The organism is Biomaibacter sp. TOL, from assembly GCF_059717795.1.
On record NZ_AP046092.1, the window covers coordinates 639,006 to 658,220 of the forward strand.

Genomic DNA, 19,215 nt, shown 5'->3' on the forward strand with positions numbered 1-19,215 from the left:
AAAGAAGGCGGTTCCATTGAGATAGGTTGTGGTTTTCAGAAAATAGTAATATAAAAGCCAAGAACAAGTTTTGGAAGGAGGATAAAGAGAGTGAGATTGAAAAATATTTTAATTGTCCTTGCCGTTTTAACCTTGTTTGCAGGAATATTATTTTCAAATATGTCTGCAACAATTGCTAATCAAAGTGAAACTAAAAACAATATAGAGCCATCGGATCCTTGGGGACAAAAGGAAATATTAAATTATCTTCTATGTACCGCAGATGATAAATTGCAAAATGATGTTAAACAACTTCAACAAGACCTTGAACTAACTGACAGCCAGATGGAACGGCTAAAAATATTAGCACTGCAAGAGCATGAATTAATTCGTGAAAAAATGCAGAATATATAAGTTGAACTAAACAATTGTGCAATTTTTTCCGATAATACTTGTGATACTTTTTGTAAAGGATGAAAATGATTATGAAAGCATCACAAGAAGAATTAAATTCAATAAAAGCAGCAATGGATTCGGAAAAAAAGGTTAGAGTTTTTAAAAGATATCAGGCTCTCTACCTCTTTCTTTCCGGCAAAACGCGTGAAGAGGCAGCTAAAATTGTGGGGATATCCCCAAATACGATTAGCAACATACATACAGCTTACAAAAACGAAGGTTTAACAGGCATTCCCGATAAGCCAATACCAGGTAGACCTACAAGACTTACTAAGGAGCAGCAGGTTGAATTAAAATCGGTTATTCTTAACAAAGTACCCTCAGAGGTAGGGTTTCCAGCAGAATTTAACTGGACAGCCGGGCTTATTGGAAAGTACATTAAGCGCGAGTATGGTTATGACTATTCTATCCGTGGAATAACTGGAATGTTAAAACGGATGGGGCTTTCATATACTCGCCCTACCTATGTACTTGCTAAAGCAGATAAACAAAAGCAAGAACAGTTTGTAAAGGACTTTGAAAAGGTAAAAAAAAATTGTTGGACGGTGAAATACAGCAAATCCTCTTTGTCGATGAATCTATGATTCGTGACTACCAGGCCATTCATCAAACTTGGTTTGAGCGTGGCAAGCAGAGGATTATTAAAACCTTCGGTAAACATAGAGGCGTCAAACTTGTTGGCTACCTGAATTATGAAACAGGAGAAGTATATTGTGAAGAACATGATACATACGATGCAAAGGTATTCCTCAGGTTTCTGGGGAATCTATTGACAAAGAACATAAATGGAAAAACCGTTGTGGTACTGGATAATGCGCGTATTCACCATGCGAAGCTGCTTCAGCCGTTTTTGAAGGAAAATGAACATCGTTTGCAACTGATGTTTTTACCACCTTATAGCCCAAATCTGAATCTTATAGAAGGGCTGTGGAAATGGTTAAAAGAAAAGGTCATTTACAATGTTTTTTATAAAACAATTCCTGAAATCAGAAAAAATGTAAATGCTTTTCTGCAAACCATAAGTGCCGACCCAGAAGCTGTAATACAAAGGTTATGCTGCAGACTATAAAAACCTAAAAACTTAATTCAACTTATATAGAAGAAATAAGTCATTTAACGCTGAAATAAAGCAGACGTTTAGCGATATAGATAACGCTTCTCAAAAAATCCTAGAGGGGAAATATGAGGATTTTCGAAAATGGATCATAAAGTGGTGGAATGAAGAGAAAAAATATCGAAAGGAATGGTTAAAGAAAAATAGGGCAGAAGCTAACGGAGAGATTGGCCCACAGGCAAGCATTGATAGAGTATTAGTATATGCAACCCAATATGCAGGCCATACGGATTATGAAGTCGCTTTACCCGATAAATATATAAAATTTGCAAATATAGGATGGGATGATGAGATTCCTGATCTCAGGAAACCATATTATAGTAATCCGCCATATACTGTTAATGTTTATTATGAAGAAACAGATGAAAGTGTACTTGATGTAGAAGTAAGAGAAGTTGGCCCATGGAATGAAGATGACAATTATTGGGATGCTGCAGATGATGCTAATGAACGTCGATTATTTCAAGATCTTGATTTAGGGCAACCTGAAGCGGAAGAAGCTTTTTATAATGATTACAATAATGGGGAAAACCAATTTGGTGATGAAGTCACAAATCCCGCCGGAATAGATTTAACCCCCGACGTGGCAGAAGATTTAGGATTAGAATACTTGGAAAATGCTTGGGTATGGGTGTGTTACAGTGATTTACCTTAGAAACTCGATCAAATGGAGTATAATAGTTATTATCCTCTTAGCGATTATAACTGGATGTCAGAATGCTGGAAAGGTCGAACAGGGAAATTGGACAAAAGTATCTTTAAATCAATCCGAGTTGAAGAAAATGCAAGAAGAAGTCCAAGAAGGCCATCGTCCGGGATTGAGAGATCCGATACAAGTAGCTCACGAGTTTTTAGAAAATTACCTTAATTTGAAGGGCAAACGCTCACAGCCAATTCAAACATTAGACGATGGGAAGAAGATAATAACGTTTAATCTGGACAATGGAAAAATGATCGAGTTGCGACTAATTCAGCCTTTAGGAAATGATAAAAGAGGAATTTGGGCAGTTGAGGCTTACCGGTATATAAATTAGTTTACAGACCTTTTACCCTTTTGATTTTCAGACGGGTGAATACTTTTATGGAAGCAAATGGTTGAATTTGCAGATTGCCAATACGTCGACGATGACATTATGGGATTCTGCCAAAACGTCCGAGAGAAAGACTTATCCCAATACATCTGTCGTTAAAGTAAATACGATTCACAGAGACTATGAAGAAGCAGTAGATATAGATTACAGATAAAACCGTGGATGGAGATGGTTACATGAAAAAAATACTGATGTCACTGTTGCTCATCATTTGTACCGTGTTCAGCCCTCCTCTTGCCCTGGCCAAAGACAACATAAACTACGACAACATAAAGCTGCTGTACGTGGGGCCTTTTTTAACCGCTTTTATGGATGGGCAAATCCGGGTCGTCGAAAACGTCCCGAGATACGTCTTCCCGCTCATGTCTCAGCGGCCCTTCATAAAGGACGGAAAGACATACCTGCCGCTGAGGCTGACCTTCCACATTCTGGGATATAAAATCGATTGGAAAAAGGATGACGACAATATAACCATATACAACGACAGCGATAAGATGATCCTGAACAAAGCTACACACAAAATAACTGTCGGCGATAAAACAATGGACATGCCCCTGCTCCTGATGAACAACAGCTATTTCGTTCCCCTGCGGGCTCTGTCCGCAGCCACGGGAGATACCATAACCTGGGACAACGATACGCGCACAGTCATCTACGTCAGAAAAGGAAGTAAATTGGTAAAGCCTCCGGTCACCATAACCGACATAAAGTATAAACGTCGTATTGAAGATAAAGATAATGAAACGGTCGATATCTACTTTACCATCAAAAACACATCGGGAGATACCATACCAAAGGACAAACTCTGGTATATAATTGATGAGAGATATCCAGCGCTAAAAGACGAAGAAATAATCCTTCGCCAATTATCTTGGCCCGCAGGATACCCTCTCAATGAGGACAAAGACCTCTCCAACAGTCAAACTATATCTAATTCCACTGTTGTGTCCACTTCCGTCACACTTGTAAATGGCGTACCTCGATTTGATGGTTCAGGAGCTTATGGAGTGTATATATTGGGTATACTGGATAAAGACCCTTATATGCGTCAGATATACTGGGTTCCCCCTTTGCCTTAGACAACAAACCATAAGGAGCACCCCGACGGTGTTTCTCTTTAGATATTATTTATAAAAGCCTTTAGTTATTTGTTTTCATAGACAACTAAAGGCTTTTTTATATTTTTTTAAATTTGATGTAACTTTTTTGAATTTTGTTCGTCTATATTATAGGGAGACAAATTAGAGCGAATAAAATATCATGATATCTTTAGGAGGTAGACATCATGATTGCTGCGGTAACTCAAGAGGGAAAAACAGCCTTTAACTGCCGTGAGGGGATAATTATTCTTGAGCACAATGAGATTGTATTATGCAGCGTCAACAAAAAACACGTAACAATACATACAAAAACCGGAGACATTTATAACTTCTTCGGCAATTTAAAGGAAGTAGAAGACAGATTAAAAGGGAAGAATTTTATCCGATGCCATAAGTCATACCTGATAAATACCGATTTCATAAAAAGAATCGCCAACAATTTGGGCACCTGGGGAATAGAGTTCAATTATATAAAAGAAAAAGCGCCGCTGAGCAGGCGGGGCAGGAAAATGATAATGCAAATAATCAAACAAAGTCCAAAAAAGTAGTTAAACCGGCCTATAAGATAGCGAAACCTGCATTTAAGGCAGTAAATCGAACCAGTTAGGGAGTAAGGCGAAAATTACATAAAATTAGTGATATAATTGGGAATAGTGAAAGGACTATGATGAATTTGCTAAAGGACAGCGTTGCATGAAGTAAAATTATATGAAAGAGGGTGGTTCCGTTGGGATATCTAATGTCAGTTCAATAAGTTGAAAAATCCACAAAATTTAAAGGAGGTTAATTTGAAATGCTAAAGAAATGGGTTGCTGTGATAGTAAGTTTTTTAATCGTAACATCAACTGTTTTCGTGTTGGCGCAGGATAATACTCAGGATGTGCAAAAAACGGAAGCAGAAATAATGGAAGAAGTTATCGCAGGCTTAGAAAGTGAGGAAGAAAAAGAAAATGTTGTATATATAGACAAAAACGGCAAGGTTTATTCCAACAAGCCGGGCTTGGCCAAGGGGATCCATCCGATGAATTTAGACCAGGAAAAAGGTTCCTTTAAATTAAATGGAATCGAATACGCTGTTCCCCAAGACTGGCTTATACCGGACGGTAATTCTTCCGCCGTAAAAGAAAGCGGTACAGGGGCCTATAGACGCATAAAATCAAATTCCGGTTACCGAAAAGTAGAGGGATACGTCAATACAGCAAATAAAATCAACATTAACCCTCATGCTACAGGCAAACCTAATACTACCCCATATCTTTATTTGGGTTGCAGTTCATCCAATGGAGAAATTGATGCGGGGTTGTTATACCGTATTGATCTGAAAGCTTGGATACCTTTTGTAAAGGAGTCCGGTAATAACTACATATTTAGAGATACAGAATATCAGATAAAACCTGGTAAGCAGGTATTTTTACGATTTTATATTCAAGATTCCAACCGCATCGTGCTCTATGTAAAGCAATCCAGTGGTGATTCAAAAACATATCCGTTCGAAACCAAAAATACATGGAACGAAGACGGAAAAGGAGTGAAAATGAAGAGATTGACAACTCTTGCACAACAGTATAATGACTTTGATACAGGTGAATACTCTCTTGGAAGCAAATGGTTGGACATATATATCGCCAATACCAAAAAGATGACATTATGGAAGCCTGAACTAACATCAGAGGCAAAGTCTTATCCTAATGATGCGTCTATTGTTAAAGTAAACACTATTCACCCGGATTATGAAGAAGCAGTAGATATAGATTACAGATAAAACCGTGGATGGAGATGGTTACATGAAAAAAATACTGATGTCACTGTTGCTCATCATTTGTACCGTGTTCAGCCCTCCTCTTGCCCTGGCCAAAGACAACATAAACTACGACAACATAAAGCTGCTGTATGTGGGGCCTCTCTTAAACGGTTTTATGAGCGGGAAAGATAGCATTGTTGTAGAAAACGTCCCGAGATACATCTTCCCGCTCTTGTCCCAGCGGCCCTTCATAAAGGACGGAAAGACATACCTGCCGCTGAGGCTGACCTTCCACATTCTGGGATATAAAATCGATTGGAAAAAGGATGACGACAATATAACCATATACAACGACAGCGATAAGATGATCCTGAACAAAGCCACACACAAAATAACTGTCGGCGATAAAACAATGGACATGCCCCTGCTCCTGATGAACAACAGCTATTTCGTTCCCCTGCGGGCTCTGTCCGCAGTAACTGGAGATACCATAACCTGGGACAACGATACGCGCACAGTCATCTACGTCAGAAAAGGAAGTAAATTGGTAAAGCCTCCGGTCACCATAACCGACATAAAGTATAAACGTCGTATTGAAGATAAAGATAATGAAACGGTCGATATCTACTTTACCATCAAAAACACATCGGGAGAGACCATACCCAAGGGCGCCCTTTGGTATACAAGCTCCATAAGGTATCCGGCACGAACAGACGAAGATATAATGCTGTATACTTGGTTGTCAAGATATTGCCTCAACGAGAATAAAGATCTGATCAATGGTCAAACGATATCCGATTCAACGTATCTAACCACTTCCGTCACACTTATAAACGGTGTGCCTCAATTTGATGGTTCAGGAGCTTATGAAGCGTATATAATAGGAAGGGATAACGACCCATACATGAAGTTATACTGGGTGCCCGTCCCTCCATCTTAAACAGTGGACCATCAGGAGCACCCCGGTGGTGTTCCCCTTTTGATATCATGCAAAAAGCCTTTAGTTATTTGCTTTCACGAAACTAAAGGCTTTTTTATATTCTTTAAAATTTAATGGAACTTTTTTTGATTTTCTTCGTCTATTATTATAAAGGACAAATCAAAGCAAATAAAATATCATGATATAATTTGTTGACAATTTGTGTGCGTCCCTATTTGTCCCAACCGCAAGACCGAAAAAGCAGTAAAACCGACCGATAAGGCAGCAAAACCTGCATTTAAGGCAGTAAATCCAACCAGTTAGGGAGTAAGGCGAAAATGACATAAAATTAGCATAAGCTAATGGTATAATTTATAATAGTGATAGGTCTAAGATGAAATTTTCCGGGAATAGGGGCTGTATGGGGTGAAAAGCGCTTGGAAAAAGGCGTTCCCAAAATCATACAATGACATAATTGCTTTTTTCGGAACTTTAAAAGCGTAATCATTTTGAAAAAAGCGGCAGTCACTTACGTCATTGATCCGGAAAAAAATTAATCATTTGAATAAATCTAAACCGAAAGTAGGGCCTTTTTTAACCGCTTTTATGGATGGGCAAATCCGGGTCGTCGAAAACGTCCCGAGATACATCTTCCCGCTCATGTCTCAGCGGCCCTTCATAAAGGACGGAAAGACATACCTGCCGCTGAGGCTGACCTTCCACATTCTGGGATATAAAATCGATTGGAAAAAGGATGACGACAATATAACCATATACAACGACAGCGATAAGATGATCCTGAACAAAGCTACACACAAAATAACTGTCGGCGATAAAACAACGGACATGCCCCTGCTCCTAATGAACAACAGCTATTTCGTTCCGTTGCGTGCTCTGTCCGCAGTAACTGGAGATACCATAACCTGGGACAACGATACGCGCACAGTCATCTACGTCAGGAAAGGAAGTAAATTGGTAAAGCCGCCGGTCACCATAACCGATGGTATACAAGCTCTACGAGTATCCGGCACGAGCGGATTGTCAATTTACCGAAATTGCTGTATAATATGAAGTGAAGTATAAAGCGAGGTATTGCTAATGAAAATTTATATGGATGTGTGTTGTCTCAGTAGGCCATTTGATGATCAAACGCAGGATAAGATACGAATTGAAAGCGATGCTATACTCGCTATTTTGTCAAAATGCATTTCAGGAGAATGGCAGTTGCTATCAAGTGAAGTGCTTGATATTGAAATTGAAAACACGCCAGATAAATGGAAAAAGAGTAAGGTTTATGAGCTTTATAAATTGGCCAAACAAAAGATAATGTTGAATGATAAAATCATAAAACGAGCATTTGAGATTCAAAATTCTGGATTAAAATCATTTGACAGTTTGCATGTGGCCTCAGCTGAATATTCAAAAGCAGATGTATTTTTAACTACCGATAGAAAATTATTACATGCAGCAGAACGGTTAAAACTAAATATTAAAACAGCAAATCCGTTAAATTGGTTTATGGAGGTGGATGAAAATGAATAGCACAACAAGAGATTTAAGCACTATACGCAGAATGGGCATTGAGGCCTTAATCGAAAAGCTTGGCCCTGTGGGTATGGTTGAATTTATACGGCAATTTGATTCCGGTTATGGTGATTATACCAAAGAACGCCACAAATGGCTTGACGGAATAGATATTGAGACAATCGTAAAGCAGGTGGAAGCAAAAAGGAACTGATATATCCCTACAGGCCCCCCGATTACCTATATGTATAAAAACCTTTAGTTATTTGTTTTCGTAGATAACTAAAGGCTTTTTTTATATTCTTTTAAATTTGATGTAACTTTTTTGAATTTTGTCCGATGCCATAAGTCATACCTGATAAATACCGATTTCATAAAAAGAATCGCCAACAATTTGGGCACCTGGGAAATAGAGTTCAATTATATAAAAGAAAAAGCGCCTGTTAGCGGGCGGGGCAGGAAAATGATAATAGAAAGATATTTATCTGAAAATTGCACGAGTTACTGAGTAAATGCCATGCACCTATTTTACTATCCCGGCTGTAATAAGCACTATCATTAAAATTCCAACAACTATCCGGTAATATGCAAAGGGTTTCAGGGAATGTTTGCCAAGGTAAGATAAGAATTTATCCACCGCAAAAAGCGCCACTATAAAAGACATGGCAAATCCCGCTCCGATAGCCTTCCATTCCAATGGAGTCATACTCGATATACCCTTGTGGAGAGAATAAACGGTTGCACCCAGCATGGTTGGAATCGCCAGAAAAAATGAGAATTCCGCCGCCGCCCTGGCAGAAAGGCCTGCAGCAAGGCCGCCCATGATGGTGGAGGCAGACCTGGACATGCCTGGGAAGAGGGAGAGGCATTGAGCAACGCCTATAGCAAAAGATTGGCCCAAACTCGTCTTGCCCATGTCGTCCATACCGTAGCGGCCGAAAACATTTTCTGCCAGAATCATTAAAAGGCCGCCAAGAATCAGTGCTATAGCCACAGTGAAGGATGAAAAAAGGTGCGCCTCTATATAGTCATTGAACAGCACTCCCAGCACTGCTGCCGGTATAAAAGCAATAAGCATCTTAAACCATAGATTAAAACCCCACCGGCCAGGCAAGATGTTCAACAGGGAGTCAACTATTTTCTTTCTGTAATAAAAGACCACTGCCAGTATTGCCCCCAGTTGAATCACAATCTCAAACATAACAGTAAAACTGCTACCCTTAAATCCTATAAGGTCTCCGACGATAATCAGGTGCCCTGTAGAAGAAATCGGTAAAAACTCCGTCAATCCTTCGACGATGCCCATTATAAACGCTTTTATGAATATCGACACATTAAATCTTCCCTTCCGCGTTCTTCATTAATAAAGTCTTAAAGAAAAACAAACTTTCATACAAAAAGTTCTTCAGAAGCCACTAACTGTGCGGCTTGCATAGCCGTTACCTCCTAAGCGATTGTGTCACTGGCTTGGCCAAACACTTAAGGTTATTTTAAACCATTCGCTTCTGGTGAGCAAGTCATCGATTTTATTATTGAGGGACGGCTACTGTCCTTATTTTTTTGATTGCAGCTTTGCTGCGGTATGAATTAATTATCATGAATTTGTGATAAAGATATTTTTAAATGTTTATAGTGTGCACCGGTCTTCTGCCTTCCAGGGCATCTATCAAATTCCGGGCAGCCATGCGGGCCATTTCAACTCTGGTCTCATAGGTAGATGTCCCTATATGGGGCGTGAGCACGGTGTTTTCCAGTTCCTTCAGCCGAGGATGTATCTTGGGTTCTTTTTCAAAGACATCAAGGCCGGCCCCTTTCAAATGACCCGATTCCAGGGCTTTCACCAGTGCTTCCTCGTCTACTACGGGCCCTCGGGACGTATTTATGAGGTATGACCCTCTCTTCATCTTTGCAAGTTCTTTCTCCCCTATAAGATGACGGGTATCCTCAGTCAAAGGCACATGGATGCTTACTACATCGGATTCTGCCAGGAGGTCGTCCAGAGGCCTGTAGTAACAACTATCTTCCAAATCCTGAGATGCCTCCCTCGGATTTCGCTGGAAGTATATTATTTTCATGCCCGATGCCCGGGCTCTTCTTGCTACAGCCTTCCCTATCCTTCCGAAGCCTATTATCCCGAGGGTCTTACCTAAAAGTTCCGTACCCAGCATAGCCATGGGGCCCCATCGGTAGGGTCTGTCGAACCGCAAAATCCTGTCAGCTTCAGCAATGCGCCGCATCACCGCCAGCATCAGGCCGAAGGCCAGCTCCGCTGTGGCTTCGGTCACCACATCGGGAGTGTTGGTCACAATGATACCCCGGCGGGAGGCCGCCTTTATATCAATGTTGTCAAAACCTACACCGTAGTTACTTATGACCTTTAATTTTGGGGCATGGGACAAAAATTCCTCATTTACCTTTGTAAAAACCGCCAGTAGGCCGTCAATATCCTTGACCCTCTCGTAGAGCTCCTCTTTTGGGATCACCTCGTTGGAATCATGATAGTCCACTTCATACTTTTCAAAAAGCTCCTGGAGCCCTTCTTTTGGAATATTCCTGGTTACTAATACTTTAGGCTTTTGAGTATACATTTTGCCCTCCTCCTGTTAAATGGTTTCAACAGTAATCATTTTGACATTTTAATTAATATATCGTACGCTGTATCCGCCATCGCCCTGTAGCCATCCCTATTGGGATGAATACCATCGAAATCCATCTCATCTTTTATCTTACTACATTCATTCGCCATGGTTTTATAAAAATCTATATAGGCAATTTTTTCCTCTTCGCAGAAATTTCTCAAGAAATTCCTAAATTTCTGTAGCTTTATTTCTACTCCAGGTTCGTCTACGGGTATAGGTATACCTATCACCGGAACTATTTTTGATACCCTGGTCTTTTTTATCATTTCCTTTAGATTATATTCCATAGAGGAAATGGAATACCCGTCAAAGGCATCATTGGTACCTCCCATGATAATGACCATGTGAGGCAAAAGGGATATCACATCTTTTTCGAATCTTTTCAACATGCCTTCCAGGGTATCGCCGTTTATGCCTTTATTTATAATGTTAAATCCCTTTTCAACATTTAAAATATGTACCCAGGAAGCATCCGCATCAAATGGATATCCCTGAGTGATGGAGTCTCCCAGTGCTACTATTTTTAAATCCTTTTTAATATTTGCTCCCATTAATCTTCTGACTTCCTTTCCAAAATAGTCCCCATCGCAAAGTAATATTTCGTACTTATGCGAGCCTGACCCTATATATTTCATGCGGCAGGCGTCTCATAATTTGATCACATCTTCGGCGATTCCAGTTTTACTCTATCTTTATATTTCTGAAATAATATATTTGCAGTCTGATTTGCGACAGCTTCTCTTACGCCACTCTTTTGGGCAAATTCATCCACCGCTCTCGCCCCTTCTTCGGGGTTCACCAGTTTCCCGGGACCGCCCACACATCCACCGATACAGGCCATGCCCTCCACAAAATTTGCCTCCAGAAAGCCCTGCTCCACGGCATCCAGTATCTGCTTGCACTCCTTTATCCCATTGCCATGACGGGCTTTGACATTGGTACCAGGCCTGAGGTTTTTAATGCTGGCCATGATTGCTGTCGAAACGCCGCCGGTATGACCGTAGATCCTTCCGTCATGGGATGCATCCGTCATCGGCATTTTAACTTCAAGCTTATCAAGTTCAATTTTATATGCTTCAAAAATGGCCGAAAGCTCTTCAAAAGTGAGCACACAATCCACCGCATCCTTTAATTCCGGAAGCTTTGCTTCAGTCTTTTTTGCAATACATGGCCCGATAAAGACAACTTTTGCATTTTCATCCTCGGCTTTTATAAACCGGGCGATGGCCACCATTGGTGAAACCGAGTCGGACACGAGGCCGGCTATCTTCGGCCTGTAGCCTTTGGCCATGCGCACAAAGGGAGGACAACAGCAGGAGGTTATCATGAATTTATCCCCCCGATCCATGCGGCGCAAAAATTCTTCCGCTTCCTTTACCGTAATCATATCGGCTCCCAAAGCAACTTCCAGCACATCATAAAATCCCAGCATTAAAAGCGCCGTCTTTATTTGCCCTTCACTTACATCCGGGCCGAATTGCCCTGCAAAGGCGGGCGCCAGCACGGCATAGACCCTTTTATGCTTTTTAATTAAATCTATTGTCTGGGCTATTTCGGTTTTGTCCGCAATGGCGCCTTCGGGACATGCCACTATACAAAGCCCGCAGGAAAGGCATTTGTCAATATCTATGGCAGGTTTTCCCCTCTCATCCCTTTTAATGGCTCCGGGTTCGCAAGACATATGGCAGCCGCAGTTTTCATCATACCTATCACAGGCCTTTTCTATAACTGATATGAAAGGAAAATCCACCTCTTTGGGAATTTCACCTTCCTCGAAGGTACCAAGAGCAGCCCTTACTCTGGCTTCAGCTTCTTCCCGATTTATGTCCTCGCCAATAGAATCCATCACGGCACTGTAAACATCCTGAAGGTTATCCAGCTTTTTTGCATGTTCCGCCACCAGCCTGTATATCTTCCGCCTTAATTTCAGTTTTTCTTCCCTCAATTTTGTTACCTCGCTTTGAATTTGTAAGAATATGTTTGCCACACTATTCAAATAAAATATTAGCACAATCCGCCTTATATCACAAGCTGTAATAAAAAAAAGGATGCTTACGCATCATCCTCTTTTAAAAACGTCAAGTGTTGCCATCCATATTCGGGCAAAACAAATTTTAGCTCCTTTGTTCCTGGTTCCAATTTGCTCAAGACTTCATTGTCAACATATATCTCGATGTCTTCTCCTATGTTAAATTTTGTAAAATTATCCGGCTTTTCTGGTTTGCCCGCCAAACCTGACGGGGAATAGAACGCGTTTCATCACCCATGGATGTTAATACGACGGGTAATGTTCATGACTCCGCCATGTTCCCTGATATAAGCCTTAAGCCACGAGGAAGTTTCCGCTCTCATACCACACCCCCTTTTATCTGACGTGTGCATCAACCTCCGCTCATGATGTGCACCACATCAACGTTATCGCCGTCCTTTATCCTGTATGTGGCATACTGGTCTTTGGGCACCACCCTGCCATTTACAATCACCGTTATCATCCGGAAGGTGTATTTCTTTTTTTGTAGAATATCTTCCACAGTCATACCTTCTTGATACTCCATGTCCTCTTTGTTGACTTTTATCAAAATCCCGTACCTCCCAAATTCCGGTCATTCTGGAACTGTATGTCGATCCTTTCATGTCTTAGATAAACCTTGAACAACGATTTAATCACTGAAACTTACTTATGAGTTCCACAACATCCGGGAAATCGATGCCCAGTCGCTTTACGGTTTCCAGGGTGGGCACGCCATCCTGCGTCCATCCTCTGCGCTTATAGACCGCATCGCACAGTTTTTGATACTGATCTTCTCTGTATTCCCGGAGCAACTTCATTTTTTCTTCCACAGTCTTTCCTTCTATTTCATATCCCAATTCTTTTAACTGATTATCGTATCTTTCCGCCCTGGACTCATATTCTTCCTTTGTCACCGGTCCCATGAAACGATAAGGCGGAATATCGTATTTTCGCGTTCCATACCCCATTCTAAGGTTGAATATTCTCTGGAAATTGTAGACTCTCTCGGATTGCAGGATCAGGTCTTCTTTTGTAATGTTCTTGCCGGTAACGCCATTGAAAATATCCACATAGTTTCTCACGTGTTCGGGCACTTTGGCGGGTTCGTCGGTAAGTCCGTTATCCGCTGGCTCAATATCATTCCACGGCAGTTTGCAAAGACCGTTCAATCCAAACCAAGTCCTGAAAAGCGGGAAATAAAACAGCGCCTGGGCTTTATCCTCAAAAGTCGGAATCTGCTTGTTCACCATATCCATGAATATGAGCCATGCCTCATCATGCTGCGGTCCTTTATTTGCCAGGGCATATCCTCCTTGCTGGGCCAGAGACTCCTTGCTCACATATTGTGAGCACTCCAGGCCCTTGACCTCCATCCCAATGTCATTAAGCAGGTTCGGATCTGCGCCATATTCTTCGGCGAATATTTTTTTCATTCGGCGCACGCCCTGCCCGGCGATCTTCCCAAAGCCGTAGCCGTTGCCCATCTGGTGAATCAGTTCCAGCGCCGCCTCTTTATTGCCAAATTTAAGCTCCAATCCACCGGTTATCTCCTTGTTTATTATTCCCCTCTCATAGCATTCCATGACAAAAGCCATCAATGTACCCGTAGAAATACTGTCAATGCCATAAGTATCACAGTAAAAATTGGCTTCTACTACATATTCGGGGTCAAATATACCACAATTGGCACCTATACCTGCTATGGTCTCATACTCCGCCGCGTCTACACATACTTTTTGCCCTTTGTACGGTCCTGTTTTTAATTCAAAATTATCCACCGCTTTGGCGCACGCCATAGAACAGCCATACCAGCAGCCGTCCGGCAACCCCTGGGTAAAGTATTTTTCTTTGAATATATCGGAGCTAAGTTTCACGGCATCTGGGTGGGAACCGTATTGGAAATTCATGACAGGCAGCAGGTCATAGTCGTTCATTATTTCGGTCAGGTGAGCCGTACCCACTTCCCTCATCCGGTTTTGCACCTTATCAAGATCATGGATTTCCTTATGAAGTCTGAGACCCGCGTTAACAATTTTCTGCTTGTCGGCGGGACCATTGGTATCTCCCTTTACACCCGTGTATTTTACCACTAGAGCTTTTATCTTTTTATCCCTGAAAACCGTACCTATGCCGCCTCTTCCTGCCTGTTTCAATCTGGGCACACCGCGTTTTACATCAAAGAAAGAAAAGTTGAGCATTCCGATTAGTGTATTTTCCGCACCGCGCCCTGCTGAAACCACCGCCACATTCCTTTTATCCTCTTCGGAATCAGCGTACATGGCTGTAAACTGTTCTGCCGCTAAATGAGAGTCTACAGCTTCTTCAGGGGCTTCCTCAATGGTCACATATCCGTTGTTTCCGTCAATATATATTATGACATCTTTTTCAGCCTTGCCCTGAATCTCGAGCGCATCCCATCCAGCAAACTTCAGGAGAGGGCCAAAATATCCTCCCACATTGGAATCTATGACAGACCCCGTTGTAGGAGAAAGGCTGACCACCAGAGATTTGCCCGCTCCAGGGTACTGCGTTGTCCCTCCTATGGGCCCGGTGGAAATTATTATCTCATTTTCAGGGTCGTTCCATTTTGTTTTATCCGTGATGGCATTCCACAGGTACCACAATCCGAACCCCCTGCCGCCTATAAAAATTTCTTTCATTTGCTCAGTAACAGGTTTTGATTTTATGGTATTGTCGGAAAGATTTATATAGAGGGTGCGGTTGGTATAGCCTTTTTCGACTTTTCCCAACTCGTAATCCATTCTTGCCAGAAGTTTATGAGCTTTTTTCATTTCGATTACGTTCCCTACCATTTTAACACCTCCGTATAATTTATTTTTCTTCCATGTAAATGGCCCCGGTGGGACATACCCTGGTGCATACACCGCAGGCGATGCATTTTATGGGTTCGTTGATGTCTGGATGAGTAAACATGGCATTGTTTGGACAAAAGCCCACACAAATATAACATCCCACGCATTTCTTGTCATCAATCCTTACCGTCCCATTCTTGGCCTGGTACAGCGCTTCTGTGTTGCAAACTGGTATGCATTCGCCGCAGTGATTGCATACAACAATCTCAAAACTACCCGGTTTTTCTGCTTTTTCATTAATTCTAATAGCCGATTTTTGCGGGTCCTCCACCTTGTAACGGGTTTTTGAACACGCTGTCATGCACGCTCCGCAACCGTTGCAGAGTTCTGGTTTTGTTTTCACAATTTTCATAAAAGTCACCCCCAGCCAATTTTTATAGCAACTGCGGCAGTATCTTGCCCGCTGTGGATTCTTCTGCCGCATATAAAATCTAGGTTACTTAGTAGTCCAGTTCACCTAAAATACATTAATATAATAACTTCTTTTATAATTATATTCTATACATTTTAAATTTTTCCTGCTGATATAAAAAATTTTTATAACTGTGCAGCAGCTAAAAGAGCTGTGCAGCGTTTAGCAAACGATTCGTCAAAATTTTTGTTTCAAGCACATATAAAAAGGTGATAGACTTTGCTATCACCAATGATTTGCCTATCGGGTATTGTAATGCAATACCATATTTATCCTTTTGAGCAGCACTTCCGCAAACAGGGCATAAACCGGGACGTGTATGGCCTGCCCTATAATTCTTCCCGGAAGTGTTACAGCCATCGGCATTTTGAAGAGCGTTTGCAAAAAATACGGCACGAGGATTATTGATGTAATTATCTGCCCGACGCTGATTGCCAGCAGAAGCTGCCAGAAAGAAGGAACTGGTTTTTTTATAGGAGCAAGTATCACTGCGGGGATAATACCGGTGAGCGCTGCCGTCAGCGTAAAGTGAGGCATGTATGGCCCCATGGGGTTGATATAATACCCCATTGCGTCGCCGATAGCACCGACAATTCCTCCTGCGGCAGGACCAAACATAATGCCCGCAAGGATTACCGGAAACCCTCCAAAGCCAATCCTTATGCCCTCCACACCGCCAATACTCAGCCTAATACTGGCAACCCGTGTTAAAACAATGTTAAGGCTTACCAGCAAGGCCATAAAGACCAATTCTCGAGTGGTAATCTTCTTCATTTTCAGCCTCCTTCCACTTTAGGTATGGCAGAACTGCCACACCGGTGGAAAGGGCTTCCTCTTGATGTGGCAGCGAACGCGGTGGCCCACCGCAAGCTCGGTTTATTTTTGGCTTTTCGTCCGGAGGCAACGTCCCATCCCCCGGCACTTGACGCGGGACACCTACTCTGCTCATGTTAGTCAACATTTTATCATTCTTTTTATATTTTTGCAAGATAAGCCTGGGCACTAATTTTATAAATTCTCAAGTACCTGTTGATAAATTCTATCGGCTAATTTCATTCCTTCCTTTAATAACTTTTCGCCTTTACTTTTATATTCTCGGACAAAATCAGTATCATTGATGCTGTTCAAATTTATCATTACATTGAGCCAGCCGCCTTGCAGAGCGGTCTTGAGGCACAATGCCCCCACTCCCAGATCGCTTGCTGCGGAAGGGTTTGAGTTGCAAAGGGCTTTTTCATGAAGGCGAAGGGCTGAAACGCTTTTTTCCATTATGCTAAATGGAACCAGGGTAGCTTCTTTTAGAGCCTTTTGCATGGCTTTACTCCTTACGGCTTTTTGTTCTTCGGTTTCTTTGGGCATCTTAAAAACCCCGGCCACCTGGTTAAAGGCTTCGGTGTCTTTATCAATCAACGAAATCAGGGTTTTCTGCAATTCTTCTCCTTCCCTCAATATCTCCTGCATAAGGGACTCTTTTCCCTGGAATTTCTGTTTGCCGAGAGTGAGGTTTGCCACCATGGAGGAAAGGGCATTTCCGATAGCCCCGGCCAGTGCAGAAGCGGCCCCGCCTCCGGGGGCGGGTTCCTTTGAGGCGAGCAGTGATATAAAATCTTTGATCGGAAGCGCAGATAACAACATGCTCATCCCCTTTATTTTGTAAAATCATAAAGCTATCATAATCAGAATAAACCAGTTATTCTTCCATTTTCATCTATATTTATCTTTTCTGCCGCAGGAACTTTGGGCAGGCCCGGCATCGTCATAATGTCGCCGGTCAGCGCCACAATAAAGCCTGCGCCTGCAGAAATTTTAATCTGTCTTACCGTAATCCTGAATCTCTCGGGTTTTCCAAGAAGCTTGGGGTCATCGGACAGGGAATACTGGGTTTTTGCCATACAGATGGGTAAATGCCTGTAACCCAGAGCTTCCAGATTTTCTATCTCCTTTTCCGCTTCCCGGGTAAAATCCACGCCTTCGGCTCCGTAGACATTTCTGGCTATGGTTTCAATTTTGTCTTTTAAGTTAATATCGAGGGGATATACGAATTTAAATTCATTTTGCCCTTTTTCAATCAATTTTAATACTTTTTCAGCCAGATCAATGCCACCTTCGGAGCCTTTTGTAAAGACTTCGGAGACGGCTGCAGGTACATTCATAGTCTTGCATGCATCAAAGACCATATTGAGCTCCTCTTCGCTATCGGAAGGGAAGCGGTTTATGGCCACCGCCACCGGGAGACCATACTGATTTTTTATATTTTCTATATGTTTTATCATATTTGGTATTCCTTTTTCAAGGGCCGGTAGATTTTCTTTTGAAAGTTCCTGTTTTGAAGCCCCGCCGTGGTGTTTCAGGGCTCTTATGCTTGCTACCAGGACAGCAGCATCGGGTTTTATTCCTCCAAGGCGGCACTTGATATCTACGAATTTTTCGGCACCCAGGTCCGCACCGAATCCTGCCTCGGTCACCACGTAATCCGCCAGTTTAAGCGCCAGCTTTGTGGCAATCAAGCTGTTGCAGCCATGGGCTATATTGGCAAAAGGACCGCCATGGATGAAAGCAGGAGTATGCTCGATGGTCTGAACAAGGTTGGGGTTTATGGCTTCTTTTAATAGAACCGCCATGGCTCCCTCAGCCTTTAAATCCCCTGCCGTCACTGGTTTGCCGTCATACGTATAGGCCACAATTATTTTTGAAAGGCGTTCCTTTAAATCCTGCAAACTAATAGCAAGGCAGAACGCTGCCATGACTTCCGATGCCACCGTTATATCAAACCCATCCTCCCGGGGAACACCGTTGGCCTTCCCTCCCAGGCCGTCCACAATAAATCGGAGCTGGCGGTCATTCATATCCATGCAGCGACGCCATGTAATTCTCCTGGGATCTATATTCAATGCATTTCCCTGGTAGATATGGTTGTCCAGCATGGCCGCCAGCAGGTTGTTGGCGGCCCCTATGGCATGAAAATCTCCTGTAAAATGCAGATTTATATCCTCCATAGGTACTACCTGGGCATACCCGCCACCGGCGGCACCGCCCTTCACTCCGAAGACAGGGCCGAGGGATGGTTCCCTGAGCGCTATCACCGCTTTCCTGCCGAGTTTTTTCATGGCATCCCCCAGGCCCACCGTAGTCGTGGTCTTGCCCTCACCAGCTGGTGTAGGGTTTATGGCTGTGACAAGGATCAGCTTCCCATCCTTCCTGTCGTTTAATTTCTTCAGAATCCTGTGGTCCACCTTTGCTTTATACTTGCCGTACAGGGAAATGTCTTCCTCCGAAAGGCCGATGGATTTTGCGATTTCTTTTATGGGCTTGAGTTTTGATTCCTGGGCAATTTCAATGTCTGTCTTCACGGAAAA

The 19,215-nt window shown here is 42.3% G+C and carries 23 protein-coding genes and 1 riboswitch; of the genes, 13 read left to right on the forward strand and 10 right to left on the reverse strand.

All coding sequences use genetic code 11. From position 1 onward, the window contains the following. The first annotated feature begins 90 nt into the window (after window positions 1-90). The 13 genes from AC6I1H_RS03230 (at window position 91) to AC6I1H_RS03290 (ending at window position 8,432) form a co-directional block, all read left to right on the forward strand. Complete coding sequence (locus AC6I1H_RS03230) at window positions 91-393, forward strand: hypothetical protein (protein ID WP_497739582.1); 303 nt, start codon at window positions 91-93, stop codon at window positions 391-393. 68 nt (window positions 394-461) lie between these two features. Continuing rightward, a protein-coding gene (locus tag AC6I1H_RS03235) for an IS630 family transposase (RefSeq protein WP_497740703.1) occupies window positions 462-1,504 on the forward strand; the annotation gives its coding sequence in 2 pieces (ribosomal slippage) (window positions 462-962 and window positions 965-1,504; 1,041 coding nt in all). Window positions 1,505-1,733: 229 nt separating this feature from the next. Further along, the gene (locus tag AC6I1H_RS03240; protein WP_497740704.1) at window positions 1,734-2,204 is read left to right on the forward strand and encodes a DUF8814 domain-containing protein; all 471 of its coding nucleotides are present in this window, start codon (window positions 1,734-1,736) and stop codon (window positions 2,202-2,204) included. Then, complete coding sequence (locus AC6I1H_RS03245; RefSeq protein ID WP_497739583.1) at window positions 2,191-2,583, forward strand: hypothetical protein; 393 nt, start codon at window positions 2,191-2,193, stop codon at window positions 2,581-2,583. Before AC6I1H_RS03240 ends, AC6I1H_RS03245 begins: the two co-directional genes overlap by 14 nt. A 61-nt stretch (window positions 2,584-2,644) precedes the next feature. Continuing rightward, entirely contained in the window at window positions 2,645-2,794 is a 150-nt protein-coding gene (locus AC6I1H_RS03250; RefSeq protein WP_497739584.1) for a hypothetical protein, read from the forward strand. A gap of 22 nt (window positions 2,795-2,816) precedes the next feature. Next, on the forward strand, window positions 2,817-3,719 hold the full coding sequence (locus AC6I1H_RS03255; RefSeq protein ID WP_497739585.1) for a copper amine oxidase N-terminal domain-containing protein: 903 nt from the start codon (window positions 2,817-2,819) through the stop codon (window positions 3,717-3,719). A gap of 206 nt (window positions 3,720-3,925) precedes the next feature. Next, entirely contained in the window at window positions 3,926-4,288 is a 363-nt protein-coding gene (locus AC6I1H_RS03260; RefSeq protein ID WP_497739586.1) for a LytTR family DNA-binding domain-containing protein, read from the forward strand. A gap of 245 nt (window positions 4,289-4,533) precedes the next feature. Then, window positions 4,534-5,502, forward strand: a complete 969-nt coding sequence (locus AC6I1H_RS03265; protein WP_497739587.1) for a hypothetical protein — start codon at window positions 4,534-4,536, stop codon at window positions 5,500-5,502. A gap of 22 nt (window positions 5,503-5,524) precedes the next feature. Next, window positions 5,525-6,421, forward strand: coding sequence for a copper amine oxidase N-terminal domain-containing protein (locus AC6I1H_RS03270; protein WP_497739588.1), 897 nt, complete (start codon window positions 5,525-5,527; stop codon window positions 6,419-6,421). A gap of 540 nt (window positions 6,422-6,961) precedes the next feature. Next, window positions 6,962-7,471: a copper amine oxidase N-terminal domain-containing protein gene (locus AC6I1H_RS03275; protein WP_497739589.1), complete on the forward strand. Its 510-nt coding sequence runs from the start codon at window positions 6,962-6,964 to the stop codon at window positions 7,469-7,471. A 27-nt stretch (window positions 7,472-7,498) separates the two neighbouring features. After that, a complete protein-coding gene (locus AC6I1H_RS03280) occupies window positions 7,499-7,942 on the forward strand; it encodes a PIN domain-containing protein (RefSeq protein WP_497739590.1) in 444 nt (147 codons plus the stop codon). Continuing rightward, entirely contained in the window at window positions 7,935-8,138 is a 204-nt protein-coding gene (locus tag AC6I1H_RS03285) for a hypothetical protein (RefSeq protein WP_497739591.1), read from the forward strand. Before AC6I1H_RS03280 ends, AC6I1H_RS03285 begins: the two co-directional genes overlap by 8 nt. A 111-nt stretch (window positions 8,139-8,249) precedes the next feature. After that, complete coding sequence (locus AC6I1H_RS03290; RefSeq protein ID WP_497739592.1) at window positions 8,250-8,432, forward strand: LytTR family transcriptional regulator DNA-binding domain-containing protein; 183 nt, start codon at window positions 8,250-8,252, stop codon at window positions 8,430-8,432. Between the two features lie 15 nt (window positions 8,433-8,447). Here AC6I1H_RS03290 and AC6I1H_RS03295 read toward each other — a convergent pair whose 3' ends face one another. The 10 genes from AC6I1H_RS03295 to AC6I1H_RS03340 form a co-directional block, all read right to left on the reverse strand. After that, complete coding sequence (locus AC6I1H_RS03295; RefSeq protein WP_497739593.1) at window positions 8,448-9,257, reverse strand: undecaprenyl-diphosphate phosphatase; 810 nt, start codon at window positions 9,255-9,257, stop codon at window positions 8,448-8,450. A 286-nt stretch (window positions 9,258-9,543) separates the two neighbouring features. Beyond that, the gene (locus AC6I1H_RS03300; protein WP_497739594.1) at window positions 9,544-10,512 is read right to left on the reverse strand and encodes a 2-hydroxyacid dehydrogenase; all 969 of its coding nucleotides are present in this window, start codon (window positions 10,510-10,512) and stop codon (window positions 9,544-9,546) included. A gap of 35 nt (window positions 10,513-10,547) precedes the next feature. Next, window positions 10,548-11,114: a GDSL-type esterase/lipase family protein gene (locus tag AC6I1H_RS03305; RefSeq protein ID WP_497739595.1), complete on the reverse strand. Its 567-nt coding sequence runs from the start codon at window positions 11,112-11,114 to the stop codon at window positions 10,548-10,550. Window positions 11,115-11,221: 107 nt separating this feature from the next. Further along, complete coding sequence (locus tag AC6I1H_RS03310; protein ID WP_497739596.1) at window positions 11,222-12,508, reverse strand: [Fe-Fe] hydrogenase large subunit C-terminal domain-containing protein; 1,287 nt, start codon at window positions 12,506-12,508, stop codon at window positions 11,222-11,224. 436 nt (window positions 12,509-12,944) lie between these two features. Continuing rightward, window positions 12,945-13,142, reverse strand: coding sequence for a sulfur carrier protein ThiS (thiS, locus tag AC6I1H_RS03315; RefSeq protein ID WP_497739597.1), 198 nt, complete (start codon window positions 13,140-13,142; stop codon window positions 12,945-12,947). A gap of 85 nt (window positions 13,143-13,227) precedes the next feature. Next, entirely contained in the window at window positions 13,228-15,387 is a 2,160-nt protein-coding gene (locus tag AC6I1H_RS03320; RefSeq protein ID WP_497739598.1) for an aldehyde ferredoxin oxidoreductase family protein, read from the reverse strand. 19 nt (window positions 15,388-15,406) lie between these two features. Next, window positions 15,407-15,799, reverse strand: a complete 393-nt coding sequence (locus tag AC6I1H_RS03325) for a 4Fe-4S binding protein (protein ID WP_497739599.1) — start codon at window positions 15,797-15,799, stop codon at window positions 15,407-15,409. Between the two features lie 300 nt (window positions 15,800-16,099). Beyond that, window positions 16,100-16,633, reverse strand: coding sequence for a folate family ECF transporter S component (locus AC6I1H_RS03330; RefSeq protein ID WP_497739600.1), 534 nt, complete (start codon window positions 16,631-16,633; stop codon window positions 16,100-16,102). A 68-nt stretch (window positions 16,634-16,701) separates the two neighbouring features. Beyond that, window positions 16,702-16,805, reverse strand: a riboswitch (THF riboswitch). A 62-nt stretch (window positions 16,806-16,867) separates the two neighbouring features. Further along, window positions 16,868-17,494, reverse strand: coding sequence for a cyclodeaminase/cyclohydrolase family protein (locus tag AC6I1H_RS03335; RefSeq protein ID WP_497739601.1), 627 nt, complete (start codon window positions 17,492-17,494; stop codon window positions 16,868-16,870). 41 nt (window positions 17,495-17,535) lie between these two features. Next, window positions 17,536-19,209, reverse strand: a complete 1,674-nt coding sequence (locus AC6I1H_RS03340) for a formate--tetrahydrofolate ligase (RefSeq protein ID WP_497739602.1) — start codon at window positions 19,207-19,209, stop codon at window positions 17,536-17,538. Window positions 19,210-19,215 lie beyond the last annotated feature (6 nt).

Bases quoted from the DNA above. Each gene is read 5' to 3' on its own strand.
- AC6I1H_RS03285 (WP_497739591.1), top strand. From the start codon at position 7,935: ATGAATAGCACAACAAGAGATTTAAGCACTATACGCAGAATGGGCATT.
- AC6I1H_RS03280 (WP_497739590.1), top strand. From the start codon at position 7,499: ATGAAAATTTATATGGATGTGTGTTGTCTCAGTAGGCCATTTGATGAT.
- AC6I1H_RS03320 (WP_497739598.1), bottom strand. From the start codon at position 15,387: ATGGTAGGGAACGTAATCGAAATGAAAAAAGCTCATAAACTTCTGGCA.
- AC6I1H_RS03305 (WP_497739595.1), bottom strand. From the start codon at position 11,114: ATGGGAGCAAATATTAAAAAGGATTTAAAAATAGTAGCACTGGGAGAC.
- AC6I1H_RS03330 (WP_497739600.1), bottom strand. From the start codon at position 16,633: ATGAAGAAGATTACCACTCGAGAATTGGTCTTTATGGCCTTGCTGGTA.
- AC6I1H_RS03260 (WP_497739586.1), top strand. From the start codon at position 3,926: ATGATTGCTGCGGTAACTCAAGAGGGAAAAACAGCCTTTAACTGCCGT.
- AC6I1H_RS03300 (WP_497739594.1), bottom strand. From the start codon at position 10,512: ATGTATACTCAAAAGCCTAAAGTATTAGTAACCAGGAATATTCCAAAA.
- AC6I1H_RS03335 (WP_497739601.1), bottom strand. From the start codon at position 17,494: ATGTTGTTATCTGCGCTTCCGATCAAAGATTTTATATCACTGCTCGCC.
- AC6I1H_RS03270 (WP_497739588.1), top strand. From the start codon at position 5,525: ATGAAAAAAATACTGATGTCACTGTTGCTCATCATTTGTACCGTGTTC.
- AC6I1H_RS03325 (WP_497739599.1), bottom strand. From the start codon at position 15,799: ATGAAAATTGTGAAAACAAAACCAGAACTCTGCAACGGTTGCGGAGCG.
- AC6I1H_RS03255 (WP_497739585.1), top strand. From the start codon at position 2,817: ATGAAAAAAATACTGATGTCACTGTTGCTCATCATTTGTACCGTGTTC.
- AC6I1H_RS03265 (WP_497739587.1), top strand. From the start codon at position 4,534: ATGCTAAAGAAATGGGTTGCTGTGATAGTAAGTTTTTTAATCGTAACA.